At 73.4% G+C, this 12201-nt stretch carries 10 protein-coding genes; 5 read left to right on the forward strand and 5 right to left on the reverse strand.

Annotation, left to right across the window (positions count from 1 at the left end; genetic code table 11):
* Position 1 precedes the first annotated feature (1 nt).
* The 4 genes from ACZ5Y0_RS08445 to ACZ5Y0_RS08460 form a co-directional block, all read right to left on the reverse strand.
* Positions 2–2221: an NHLP family bacteriocin export ABC transporter peptidase/permease/ATPase subunit gene (locus ACZ5Y0_RS08445; protein WP_469127840.1), complete on the reverse strand. Its 2220-nt coding sequence runs from the start codon at positions 2219–2221 to the stop codon at positions 2–4.
* Entirely contained in the window at positions 2218–3024 is an 807-nt protein-coding gene (locus ACZ5Y0_RS08450; protein WP_469127841.1) for a hypothetical protein, read from the reverse strand. Before ACZ5Y0_RS08450 ends, ACZ5Y0_RS08445 begins: the two co-directional genes overlap by 4 nt.
* Positions 3025–3151: 127 nt before the next feature.
* Positions 3152–3367: a type A2 lantipeptide gene (locus tag ACZ5Y0_RS08455; RefSeq protein ID WP_469127842.1), complete on the reverse strand. Its 216-nt coding sequence runs from the start codon at positions 3365–3367 to the stop codon at positions 3152–3154.
* A gap of 507 nt (positions 3368–3874) precedes the next feature.
* On the reverse strand, positions 3875–4288 hold the full coding sequence (locus ACZ5Y0_RS08460) for a PaaI family thioesterase (RefSeq protein WP_469127843.1): 414 nt from the start codon (positions 4286–4288) through the stop codon (positions 3875–3877).
* A gap of 189 nt (positions 4289–4477) precedes the next feature.
* Between ACZ5Y0_RS08460 and ACZ5Y0_RS08465 the strand changes: the two genes are divergently transcribed.
* A complete protein-coding gene (locus ACZ5Y0_RS08465; RefSeq protein ID WP_469127844.1) occupies positions 4478–5845 on the forward strand; it encodes a S1 family peptidase in 1368 nt (455 codons plus the stop codon).
* 123 nt (positions 5846–5968) lie between these two features.
* Here ACZ5Y0_RS08465 and ACZ5Y0_RS08470 read toward each other — a convergent pair whose 3' ends face one another.
* On the reverse strand, positions 5969–8110 hold the full coding sequence (locus tag ACZ5Y0_RS08470; RefSeq protein ID WP_469127845.1) for a PP2C family protein-serine/threonine phosphatase: 2142 nt from the start codon (positions 8108–8110) through the stop codon (positions 5969–5971).
* 343 nt (positions 8111–8453) lie between these two features.
* Here ACZ5Y0_RS08470 and ACZ5Y0_RS08475 point away from each other — a divergent pair, with 343 nt between their 5' ends.
* The 4 genes from ACZ5Y0_RS08475 (at position 8454) to ACZ5Y0_RS08490 (ending at position 12191) form a co-directional block, all read left to right on the forward strand.
* Complete coding sequence (locus tag ACZ5Y0_RS08475) at positions 8454–10901, forward strand: SpoIIE family protein phosphatase (RefSeq protein WP_469127846.1); 2448 nt, start codon at positions 8454–8456, stop codon at positions 10899–10901.
* A gap of 50 nt (positions 10902–10951) precedes the next feature.
* A complete protein-coding gene (locus ACZ5Y0_RS08480; RefSeq protein ID WP_469127847.1) occupies positions 10952–11323 on the forward strand; it encodes a DUF6479 family protein in 372 nt (123 codons plus the stop codon).
* 28 nt (positions 11324–11351) lie between these two features.
* Entirely contained in the window at positions 11352–11534 is a 183-nt protein-coding gene (locus ACZ5Y0_RS08485) for a hypothetical protein (RefSeq protein WP_469127848.1), read from the forward strand.
* Positions 11535–11690: 156 nt separating this feature from the next.
* On the forward strand, positions 11691–12191 hold the full coding sequence (locus ACZ5Y0_RS08490) for a metallophosphoesterase family protein (RefSeq protein ID WP_469127849.1): 501 nt from the start codon (positions 11691–11693) through the stop codon (positions 12189–12191).
* Positions 12192–12201 lie beyond the last annotated feature (10 nt).

Consider the following 12201-nt stretch of genomic DNA (forward strand, 5'->3'; position numbering starts at 1 on the left):
CTCATCGCTCCCTGACCAGTGCCGCGTACGCCCCGCCGCGGGCGAGGAGTTCCTCGTGCCGTCCGCGCTCCACGACGGTGCCGTGTTCGAGGACGACGATCTCGTCGCTGTCGCGGACCGTGCTGAGCCGGTGCGCGATCACCACGCAGGCGCAGCCACGCCGGCGTAGGTTGTCCATGACGATCCGCTCGGTCTCCGCGTCCAGCGCGCTGGTCACCTCGTCCAGCACCAGGATGCTGGGCCGGCGCACCAACGCCCGTGCGATCTCCAGGCGTTGGCGCTGTCCGCCGGAGAAGTTGCGGCCGTCCTGCTCGACCCGGCCGTGGATGCCGCCGGGCCGCCGCGCGACGACGTCGTACAGGGCGGCGTCCCGCAGCGCCTCCATCACGGCGTCGTCCGGGACGGAGGGGTCCCACAACGCCACGTTGTCGCGGACCGTGCCCTCGAAGAGGAACACCTCCTGGTCGACGAAGGAGACCGAGGCGGCGAGCGCCCCGCGCGGGATGTCCTCCAGGCGCTGTCCGTCGACGCGGATCACGCCCTCCCACGGGGCGTACAGGCCCGAGATCAGCCGGGACACCGTCGACTTGCCGCTGCCCGAGCCGCCCACCAGCGCCACCTGCTGGCCCGGCCCGACACTCAGGTCGAAGCCGGTCAGCAGCGGCTTGTCCAGCGGGCTGTACCCGAAGGCGATGTTCTCCAGCTCGACGTGGCCGTGCAGCCGGCGGGCGGAGTGGCCGCCGGAGCGGCGGTCGTAGAGCGGGTCGGCCCGGAAGTTCTCCACGTCCTTCAGCCGGGCCACGTCCGCCGCGAAGTCCTGGATGCGGCCCGCGACGCCGTTCAGCCGGGTCAGGGGGGCGGTGAAGCGGGCGACCAGCGCCTGGAAGGCGACGAGCAGACCCACGGAGATGGCGCCGTCGATCGCCCGCATCCCGCCGATCCACAGGATGAGTGCGCTGTTGACCGTCGCCAGCGTCGGCGCGACCACGCCCAGCCAGGCGCTGGGCACCCCGAGCCGCTGCTGCTCCTCCAGCGTGGTGGCGTGCTGCCCGGCCCACTTGCGGAAGTAGCCGTCCTCACCACCGGTCGCCTTCATCGTCTCGATCAGCTGGAGTCCGCTGTACGCCGTGTCGGTCAGCCGCGCGTTGTCCGCGCGCAGCTTCGCCGTACGGGTCGCGCGCAGCCGGATCACCACCCGCATGGCGACGAGGTTCAGCAGGGCCACGCCGATGCCGACGAACGTCAGCTCCGGGTCGTAGGTGTAGAGGAGGATCGCGTACAGGACCACGACCACCGCGTCCACGCCCGCCGACGCGAGGTCGCGGGCGAGGGTCTCGGCGACCGCGTCGTTCGACTGGAGGCGCTGCACCAGGTCGGCCGGGCTGCGCTGGGAGAAGAAGGTGACCGGCAGCCGTAGCAGATGGCGCAGGAAGCGGGCGCTGGACAGGGTCGAGGAGATGATCCTGCCGTGGTGCAGGTTGGCCTGCTGGAGCCAGGTCAGCGCGACGGTGAGCAGCACACAGGTGCCCATGGACGCGAACAGCACGTCCAGCAGCGAGGTCTGGCCACCGATCAGGAACATGTCGATGTAGGTCCGGCTCAGCGCCGGGACGGCCGCGCCCACGACGACCAGCAGCAGGCTCGCCAGCACGGCGGCCGGCAGGGTGCCCGCGGTGCCGCGCAGCCGGGCCGGCATGGCGCCCAGCACTCCCGGCCTGCGTCCGCCGCGCTCGAAGTCCTGGCCGGGCTCCAGCACCAGCACCACGCCGGTGAAGCTGCCGTCGAAGTCCTCCATCGGGACGAAGCGGCGGCCCTTGCCGGGGTCGTTGACGAACACGCCGCGGCGGCCGAAGCGGCGGCCCAGGCCCTCATAGACGACGTAGTGGTTGAACTCCCAGAAGAGGATCGCGGGCGCCCGCACCTCGGAGAGAGCCGCCAGGTCCATCTGCATGCCCTTGGCGGTCAGGCCGTAACGGCGGGCCGCCTTCAGCAGGTTGCTCGCGCGCGAGCCGTCCCGCGACACCCCGCACGCGATGCGCAGCTCCTCCAGCGGCACGTGCCGGCCGTAGTGCCCGAGGACCATGGCGAGGGAGGCGGCTCCGCATTCCACCGCCTCCATCTGGAGCACGGTGGGGGTACGGACGGTCTTCCCCCGGCTCTTGGGGACCGAACGCCGGGGTGGCGCGGCCCGCCGCCTGCCGCGGGTCTCGGTCGCGGTCACGGAAGCAGCCAATCGAGGGGACGCTGGTCGGCCAGCCGGATCGAGGCGGTGGCCATGGTCATGGAGGTGAGCGCGTACGGCGGCCCGTCGGCGGACGACCACCGGTAGCCGCTCCGTGTCGCGGAGGACGGGTCGAGGCGGACCAGGACCGCCACCGGGCGGCCCTTCTCGGTGAACTGCTCGCCCAGTTGGCTGTCGCCGAGGAACGCGGCGATCTGCCGTGCGGACTGCGCCGCGCGGTCCACCGACTTCACATGGCCGCGCAGCACGCCGTACCGCTGCGAGGGCACGGTCTGCACGGTCAGGTCGACGGCCGCGTCCGCCGGGACGGAGGCCGCGTTCTCCGCCGGGACGTACACGGTCGCGTACAGCGGGTCGTCGGCGGCGGCGACCTTCTCCACGGCGGCGACGTTCGCGCCGGTGGAGATGATCTGCCCGATGGTGGCGGCGAGCGCGGTGATCCGGCCCGCGGCGACCGTGCGCACCACGGTCTCGCCGTCGGCCGTACGCACCTTCAGCACGGGGGAGTCGGCGGGCAGCCGCTCGCCCTCCTTCGCGAGGAGCGCCGTGACCTGGCCGGCGGCGGGGCTCTGGAGGATGTAACTGCCCTCGCCGTGGGTGAGGACGGCGGGCGCGCTCACGGTGGAGGCGACCGAACCGGTCACCGCCCACACGGACGCGGCGGCCATGACGACCACGGTCACGGACAGCACGAGCCAGCCCTGGGGCCGGGCGAAGCGCACCGGCAGGTCGAGTTCCTCGGGCGACTGGAGCTTGGCGAGGGCCTGTTGGCGGAACTGCACGGGACTTCCCTGGGGTTTTCACGGCACCGGTTCGGGGAGTGCGGACCACCGGATCGGGGCCGCACGGCGCCGAAGAGTCCCGGAACCGGGTGTCGGCTCCGGGACTCGAAGGGTCACAAGGCTGCGATCAGAGACCGGCGACCAGGTTGGTGACCGGGGCGGTGTTCAGGCCGGTCACGCCCTCGACCGTGCCGACGACCGTGTCGACCAGGCCGGAGACCGGGGCGACGCCGTCCACCAGGCCGGTGACGGTGCCGACGGCGTGCACGGACAGGCCGCCGGAGACGTTGTCGAGGTCGGCGTCGGCGATCTCGACGGTCTCAACCTGGGGGGTGGAGTTCATGGGGGAACTTCCCTTCACATGGATATCTCATCAGGGGGGAACGGCCTTCTCTGGGGACAGATGACGGCCGCGACCGCGGCACCGAAGGCCCCTTTCCGGTGACCCCCGGCGAACCCCGCGGTGCGATGGATCAAAGCAGGTCCGCCGCCGACGCATCCACTCAATCACCGGCCTCACCAGCCCACTTACCTCGCCGGAGCGTCAAAGCGTGCAGGCGTGGTCACGCCTTGTCGGCGACTTCTTCACACCCTGGACAGGAATCGCTCCGATGAGCGGCGCACGCCCTCGTGGCGAATCCGGCACACCCGTCCCAATGGCATGGCGGCGTCCGCGAGGTTGTGCAGAAGCTCCGCGCCCCGTGACCCGCTTGGGCAATCGGTGTGCAGATTCTCTGAAGCAGGCATTCCGCTCACCGGCCGGAACACTGAGTGACCGAGTGGTCGCTGTTCGTGCCTCGTCGGTGTCCCGCGCCTCCGTCGCCGTCCCGGCGTCGCTCTCCAGCCGGTATCAGCCCAGCAGGGCGTAGACGGTGCTCGCCCGCGCGACGAGTTCACCGGACCGCTCAGCCGTCATCGCGACGTCCGCGAACGCCATCCGGCGGCCCAGCTTCGTCAGGACCGCTTGGATCAGGACATCCGAGTCGGTCACGGCGCGCTGGAAGGACGTCGACTGCTGCACCGTCGTCATCGGCACGAAGGCGCCCCGGGCCGCCGAGACGGCGATCACCGTCGCGGTGTCCGCGGCCGCCATCAACGCCTGCCCCGACAGGCCGCCGCCCTCCCGGGCCAGCTCCGCCGACCAGGGCAGACGCAGAGTCGCCCGGTCGTTTGCCAGTGCCTCCACGGACAGGCCCAGCGCGCGCACCCAGGGTGCGAAGCAGTCGGAAAGGATCTTGTCGGCTTCAGTGGTCGTCATCGTCATATGGGCGATTGTTCCCCGGCCGACGGCCCCGGACTCCGGTCATGGCCGATTCGCGGGTTCGCAAAGGAAGGTGGCAAACGGCGTTGAACGCACCACGCGCCCCCTGCGTACCCATCGGCAACCAGGCGCCGCCGTACGAGGCTGCCGCCCCCGGCAGCCGGACCCCGTCCCCCCAGGAGGTCGAGTTTTTTGAGTCACAAGCGAATGCCGAAGCGCAAGGCCGCGATAGCGCTGGGCGGTGTCGCGGCGCTCGGAGCGGCGGCACTCCTGCTCCCCCACGCCAACGCCTCCCAGGACGGCGGCGACCAGGCCGCCGCGGCGCCGAAGACCCTGAAGGCGGCGGACGCCTCCGACCTCGCCGCGCAGCTGCGGAACCTGCTGGGCGAAGCCTTCGCGGGCTCGTACTACGACACCGGCCGCAAGCAGCTCGTGGTCAACGTCGCCGACGTCTCCGGTGACCGGAACAACGCCGTGGTGCAGGCCGAGAAGGCCGGCGCGGAGGTACGCGAGGTCGAGAACAGCACGGCCGAACTCAAGGCCGCCGCGCAGACCCTCAAGGCCGACGCGACCATCCCGGGCACCTCCTGGGCGGTCGACCCGCGGACCAACAAGATCCTCGTCACCGCCGACTCCACCGTCACCGGCGGCAAGTGGGACCGGCTGGAGTCCACCGTCCGCGACCTCGGCGCCGGAACGGCGACCATCAAGAAGTCCGCCGGCACCTTCAAGACCTTCGCCTCCGGCGGCGACGCCATCTTCGGCGGCGGAGCGCGCTGCTCCCTCGGCTTCAACGTCACCGCGGGCGACGGTTCCCCGGCCTTCCTGACGGCCGGTCACTGCGGGGTCGCGGCCGAGGCCTGGTCCGACTCCGAGGCCGGCGAGCCCGTCGCCACCGTCGACCAGGCGGTCTTCCCCGGCGACGGCGACTTCGCACTCGTGAAGTACGACGACCCGGCCACGGTCGCGCCGAGCGAGGTCGACCTCGGCGATCAGACCCTCCGGATCTCCCGGGCCGCCGACGCGACCGTCGGCACGCAGGTCTTCCGGATGGGCAGCACCACCGGTCTGTCCGACGGGCAGGTCCTCGGCCTCGACGCCACCGTCAACTATCCCGAGGGCACCGTCACGGGCCTGATCCAGACCGACGTGTGCGCCGAGCCCGGCGACAGCGGCGGCTCGCTGTTCACCCAGGACGGGCTCGCGATCGGCCTGACCTCCGGCGGCAGCGGCGACTGCACGGCCGGCGGCGAGACCTTCTTCCAGCCGGTGACCACCGCCCTGGAGGCGGTCGGTGCGACCCTCGGCGACGGCGGGGCCGGTGAGGGAGTCGGTGCCGACGACGGCGTCGGCGGCGAGGAGGCCGGAGCGGGCGCCGGTGACGGTGCTGATGCCGGTGAGGAGGCCGGCGCTCAGGAGGCCGGCGGCGACGCGGGGAACAGCGCCGGCGAAGAGGCCGGCCAGGGCGCGGACGGTCAGGACGCCGGCGGTGAAGCCGGCGCCGAGGACCAGGGCGGCGACGGCGTTCAGGACGACTCCGGGCAGACCGGGACCCACTGACGCACCGCTCACCCCTACCACCGGCCGGACGCCACCACCGCTCCGGCCGGTGCCACGGTCCGACCCTCCGGCGGGAGGGCCGGACCGTGGCGTTTCCGCCGCCGGGACCCGGCCGACGGCTCGTCAGCCGTCGTCCCGCGCACCGGCGCGCAGCACCAGCAGCGCCACGTCGTCGACCCGCTCCTCGGCCGCCGCGAAGTGCCCCACGAGTCCGTCGGCCAGCTCCTCCAGCGGCAGATCCCCCGCCTCGTCCAGCCGTCGCCCCAGGTCGGCCACCGCGTCCTCGATGTCCACCCCCGGCGACTCGATCAGCCCGTCGGTGTAGAGGGCGAGCACACAGCCGGGCGACAGCTCGATCTCCGTCGTCGGGTACGTCGCCTCCGGGTCGATGCCCAGCAGCGGTCCGCCCGCCAGGTCGAGGACCCGCACCCGTCCGTCCGGCCGCCGCAGCAGGGGCGGCGGATGTCCGGCCCGCGCCATCACCGCGCGACCGAGCGACAGGTCCAGCCGCAGATACAGGCAACTGGCGAACAGGTCGGTCCCCAGGTCGATCATCAGCCGGTTGGTGCTGCGCATCACCTCGGCCGGCGCCTGCCCCACCGTCGTGTACGCCCGTACGGCCGTGCGGAGCTGCCCCATCAGCCCGGCCGCCGTCACGTTGTGTCCCTGTACGTCCCCGATCACCGCCGCCGGCAGCGGACACGAGGGCACCAGGTCGTAGAAGTCGCCGCCGATCTCCATCCCCCGGGTGGCCGGCAGATAGCGGGCGCTCGCCTCGATCCGCGGCAGCGACGGCAGCGAGTGGGGGAGCAGAGCCGCCTGGAGGCCGTGCGCGAGCCGGTGTTTGGCGTCGTACAGCAGGGCCCGGTCCAGGGCCTGCGCGATCAGCCCGGCCAGACTGGTCAGGACCGCGCGTTCGTGCGTGGAGAAGTCGTGGGGTTCGGCGTAGGCCAGCACGCAGACGCCCACCGGGCGGCCCGAGGCGATCAGCGGCAGATAGGCCCAGGCCGCGAAGCCGTCGGGGGCGGCGTGCGGATGGAGCTGCTCCAGCCGGCGGCGGGAGTCGAAGAACGCGGGCACCCCGTGGGTGAGGGCGTGCGTGCCGGGCGAGGGGGAGGCCAGCGGCATTCCGTCGAACCGCTCCACCACGTGGGGGTCGGGATAACCGTGGTGCCCCAGGACGTCCAGGCGGCCCGCCCGCGTCCCGAGCAGTGTCAGGGCACCGCTGCCCACGGCCGGCGCGATCTCCTCGGCCACCAGCCGCACCACGTCCTGCACGCTCACCGTCTCGGTCAGCGCCCCGGCCAGGCTCAGCGCCTGTGACATCGACACCAGCCGGGGCGGCGCGTCGTCGCGCTCGCCGTCGGCCGGGCCCGTCACCGACACCGCCCGCGCCCGGACCACCCGCACGGTGATCCCCGAAGCGCTCGGATACAGCCGGAAGGACAGCCAGTCCGAGGGCGGGCGCAGCGCCACGAAGGAGGTGATGTTCCGGCTGAGCAGCGCGGCCCGGTAGCGCTCCTCGTACATCGGGTCGGCCAGCCACGGTACCGACGCCCACAGGTGGGCGCCCAGCAGTTCGCCCACCGGGACACCGAGCAGGTCGGCCGCCGCCGCATTGGCGAACGCCACCCGGCCGGTCAGATCCAGCGAGCACAGTCCGTACGGCAGCCGGGCCACCATGCGGGCCGCCTCCACCGTGCCCAGTGTGTCGGCCGCCCCGGGCGGCCCCGCGACCGGCGGATCGGCCTCGGCGCGCACCGGACGGTTCTCGGCGGCGGCCCGTTCCAGCCCCAGCGCCAGCCGCTCGCAGCCCGTCAGGAGCTCATGCCGCTCCCGGTCCGACAGCTCCGGTGGATGTGAGCCGGGCCAGGTCACGAAGACCGCGCCGTACACCTTCGAACCGGTCGCCAGCGGGAGCGCGGCCAGCGCGAACGGGTACGGCAGGACCATGGCGATCCGCGGATAGGAGCGGGCCATCTCCTCCTCACCGCCCACCCACACCAGCCGCCGCTCGCGCACCGCACGGGCCACCGGGATCGGCGCGCCGAGCCCCACCCGTTCCCAGGGCGCCGCGAACGACCTGGGCAGCCCCGCCATCACCGTCATCTCCAGCACCGGCTCGTCGCCGGGCAGCAGATAGACGGCGCCGGAGTGCGCCCCGACGGCGTCCATCATCGCCTTCAACGCCGGCGAGAGCATCGACCCTCCGACCGGATTCCCGGGCGCCCGGCCGGACCGCTGTCCCTCGGACACGGCGCCCACCTCCTCGCCCGACCGCTCGTCTCCACCAATCTGCCCCCTGCCGACCGCGAGCGCACGGCGAGTGGCCGACGACGACGGCGGTGGGCGGGGGCTGGGGCGCGGGGCCGTGAGGCGGCCTGACGGGGGACCGCCTGCGGGGTCGGGGGCGGCGGGGGTGTGACGGGGGCCCGCCTGCGGGGCTTGGGGCGCGGGGGCCATGGGGAGGCGCGAGAACGCAGCGTGGGCACCCCCGAGCCCCCGCGCCCCGCTCCTCCCGCGCTCGGGTCCTCCCGCGCTCGGGCGAAAACTCTCCGCGCCGTCACAAGGGCTGCGGGAACGTCTCATAAGCGCTGTAATTACGGTCGTGGTCAGTCAGGGTGCTGCGGAGCGCAAGGCGAGAGCCCTGCGTGTCGAAGTTGCCCTGAAGACGGTCACGGGCGCCCCCGCCTCACCGGAGCGGATGCGGCGCGTTCTCGAACAGGCCCTGGTCTTCTCCAGCGCGCGCCTGGCCGCCGTCTACGCCCCCGCCGAGGGCGGTGACCTGCTCTGCCTGATCGAGTCGGCCGGCGTCCCGAGGACCCTGTACGGGCTGCGCGAGAGCTACCCCCTCGACGGGCGGTCCCCGGCCGCCGACGCCCACCGCACCAGAACGCCCCTGTGGCTGGGCCCCGAGCAGCTCGCCGACGCCCCGGACTCGCGCCGGATGCCCGCCGGGGACGTGCACCTAGCCGCACTGCCCGTGCACGACGGCGACGGCGGCGGCTGCCTGCTCGCCGTCAGTGAGGACCCCGGCGGCTTCGACACCGAGGACCGCGCCTGTCTGGAACTGGTCGCCGACGCTGTCTCCCTTCCCGCCCCGGCCGGGCCCGACGAGGCCGAGGAGCTGCGCGCCAACTCCTTCAGCCTCGCCATGGACACCGGCCGGGTGGAGGTCGGCGACGAGATCCTGGAGCTGTTCGGCCTGCGCAGGGCCGAGTTCGACGGCCGCGTCGAGACCCTCCTCGGACACACCGTCCCGGACGACCTGCCCTCGCTGATGTCCGTCGTCGAGGCCGACCACATGTCGATCGGCGAACGCGAACTGGAGTTCCGGGTGCTGCGGGCCGAAGGGCCGCCCCGCTGGCTGCGGCTGCGCGGTCGTCTCCTGCCCGGCGGCGACGGTCACCCGGCCCGGCTCGTCGGCACCGTCGCCGACGTCTCCACCCTGCGCTCCGGCGTCACGGACGTGGCCCGCGTGCAGCGACTGGCCGCCGCCCTGGCCACCGCCGGCACGGTCCGTGACGTCAGCCAGGCCGTCGTGTCCGCACTGCGCCTCCCGCTGCGGGCCGACCGGATCGCGCTGGCCGAGCTGGAGAACGAACGCCTCGTCGTCACCGTCCTCGACCCGCCCGAACCCGAGTCCTGGCCCGAACTGTGGCGGCTGGAATGGCGCACCGAGTGGCCGGACGCGCCCGTGCGCACCATGCCCACCCTCGCCGCCGCCCTGCGCGAGGGGCGGGCTCGGATCTGGCCCGCGGGCACCGTCCTGGAACCGGCCCTCGCGGAGGTCGGCCCCGGCGGCCTGGCCGTCCTGCCGTTGTCCGCCGGGGGCCGCATGGCCGGCGCCTGCCTGATCGGCTGGGACACCCCGCACGACTTCGGGCCCGACGAACGCGCCCTGCTCACGGCCTCCGCCGGCCTCGTCGGACAGGCCCTGATGCGCGCCCACGCCTTCGACGCCGAGCACGAACTCGTGGGCATGCTCCAACGTCAGTTGCTGCCCCGCCGGCTGCCGAAACTCCCCGGCGCGGTCGCCGTCGCCCGCTATCTGCCGGCCACCGCGGGCCTGGAGGTCGGCGGCGACTGGTACGACGTGATCCCGCTGCCCGACAACCACGTCGCCCTCATCATCGGCGACGTCCAGGGCCACAGCACCGGCGCCGCCACCCTCATGGGCCAGATGCGCACCGCCCTGCGCGCCTACGCGGCCGAGGGACACCCGCCCGACGTGGTGGTCTCGCACGCCAACCGGCTGCTGATGGAGCTGGAGACCGACCTCTTCGCCACCTGCTGCTACGTCGAGGTCGACCTGGAGGCCGGTACCGCCTGGTGCGTCCGCGCCGGACACCCGCCGCCCTTGCTGCGCCACCCGGACGGCGCAACGGAGATCGCCGAGTCCGACGGTGGCCCCCCGCTCGGCGTCGTCACCCAGGCCGACTTCCCGATGTCCCCGCTGCGGCTGATGCCCGGCACCGTCATCGCCCTGACCACGGACGGGCTCGTGGAGTCCGCCGACATGGACCTCGACACCGGCATGGACCGGCTCGCCCACGAACTGTCCGTGTCCGACCCCGCCCACCTGGGTCTCGTCGCCGACGCCCTGCTCGGCAACGCCCACCGCGGCGACGACGTGGCCCTGCTCCTGATGCGCTACGACGGCATGGCCGTACGACCCCTGCGTGAGGGCTGGACGGTGTGGCGGGTCCCCGAGGCCGCCCGGCACGCCCGCCGCTTCACCCGGCGCAGCCTGCGCGCCTGGGGGATTCCGGTGGACGCCATGGACGCGGCCCTGCTGGTCGTCTCCGAACTCGTCACCAACGCCCTCGTGCACACCGAGGGCCCCGTCCGTCTGGACCTCACGCTGGTCAACCACCGGCTGCGCATCTCCGTCACCGACGTCTCGCCCCGCACGCCCGTCAAGCCGACCAGCCTGAGCTGGGAGGCGACGGGCGGCCGCGGCATCCTTCTCGTCGAGGCCATGTCCGACACCTGGGGAACGCTGCCGGTCAGCGGCGGCAAACAGGTGTGGAGCGAGGTGCAGCTGGAGGGGTGAGCCAGTGGCGCTGCGGGTGTTCCCGAGCGCGGGCGGGGTACCCGCCGTCCATGGACACCATTGCCACCGCCGTTCTGGCGGCCTCCGGAAGATCCGCGTTGGCCACCGTCGCCTTCGTCGTCGTCGGCGTCGTGCTGGTCGGCGGCCTGATCTTCGCCTTCCGGCTCGGCGCCAAGATCCGCAGCCGTGAGCCCGCGCCGCCGCGCCCCGAGGAACAGCCCCGGATGCCCGCGTCGGGCCCGGTACGCGAGAGTCACGGGGCGCGTGAGCCCAACGAGATGCCGCAGCCGGAGGACGGCGAGCGCCTCACCCCGCACGAGCTGCGGCCCACCGGCAGCCGGGCGAGCGACGACCAGAGCCGCCCCCGCTGGGATTCCGGGTCCGGCGGTTCCTTCGGCAGTGGCGGCCCCGGTGCCCGCTGACCGTGACGCAGAAAGGCGATGAACGGCTGTGACGTCCTCGCCTCTCGACGAGCGCACCGCCCACCGGCGGGAAACCGGCTGGGCCAGGGCCCGCAGGCTGCGCGGCACCAAGGCCGCGCCCCGCACCTGGACACCGGCCGTGGAGCCGCCCGGCATCGCGCCCGCGGTGCGCTCCGGCCCGCAGGGCAACATCGTCAGGGGTGAGGACTGAGAGGTCCGCCGGCGGTCCGGGAAAAGCCTGAGCGTGCCGAGAGCCAGACCACCCGGAACCGGACCGAAGCGGCCGACAGGACCGGGAAAGGGGTCGAGGCGGCCGGGAGCGCGTCGCGCGGACCGGGAGACCCGCCCGCCGCCGTACGCTGAGGGCGTGCGACTGTTGCTGATGTCCGACACCCACCTCCCCAAGCGCGCCAAGGCGCTCCCGGCGCCGCTGCTGGACGCCCTCCCCGGGGCTGATGTCGTCGTGCACGCGGGGGACTGGGTCGACACGGCCACCCTCGATCTGCTGGAGCGCCGCAGCCGTCGGCTGATCGGCGTGTACGGCAACAACGACGGGGAGGGACTGCGCGCCCGGCTCCCCGAGTTCGCGTACGCCGATCTCGGGGGGCTGCGCCTCGGGGTGGTCCACGAGACCGGCCCCGCGAAGGGCCGGGAGGCCCGCTGCGCCGCCCGCTTCCCCGACCTCGACGTCCTGGTCTTCGGCCACAGCCACATCCCGTGGGACAGCACCGCCCCCGGCGGGCTGCGGCTGCTCAATCCGGGTTCCCCGACCGACCGCCGACGCCAACCGCACTGCACCTACCTGACCGCCGTCGTGGACGTGGGCCGGCTGACGGACGTCGTGCTGCACCGCCTGCCGCCCCGCTGAGCCGAGCGGG

The sequence above is a fragment of the Streptomyces sp. NPDC033216 genome (assembly GCF_055577115.1).

Excerpts from the sequence above, each read along its gene's own strand:
- ACZ5Y0_RS08455 (WP_469127842.1), bottom strand. The coding sequence starts at position 3,367 with ATGAACTCCACCCCCCAGGTTGAGACCGTCGAGATCGCCGACGCCGAC.
- ACZ5Y0_RS08460 (WP_469127843.1), bottom strand. The coding sequence starts at position 4,288 with ATGACGATGACGACCACTGAAGCCGACAAGATCCTTTCCGACTGCTTC.
- ACZ5Y0_RS08480 (WP_469127847.1), top strand. The coding sequence starts at position 10,952 with ATGGACACCATTGCCACCGCCGTTCTGGCGGCCTCCGGAAGATCCGCG.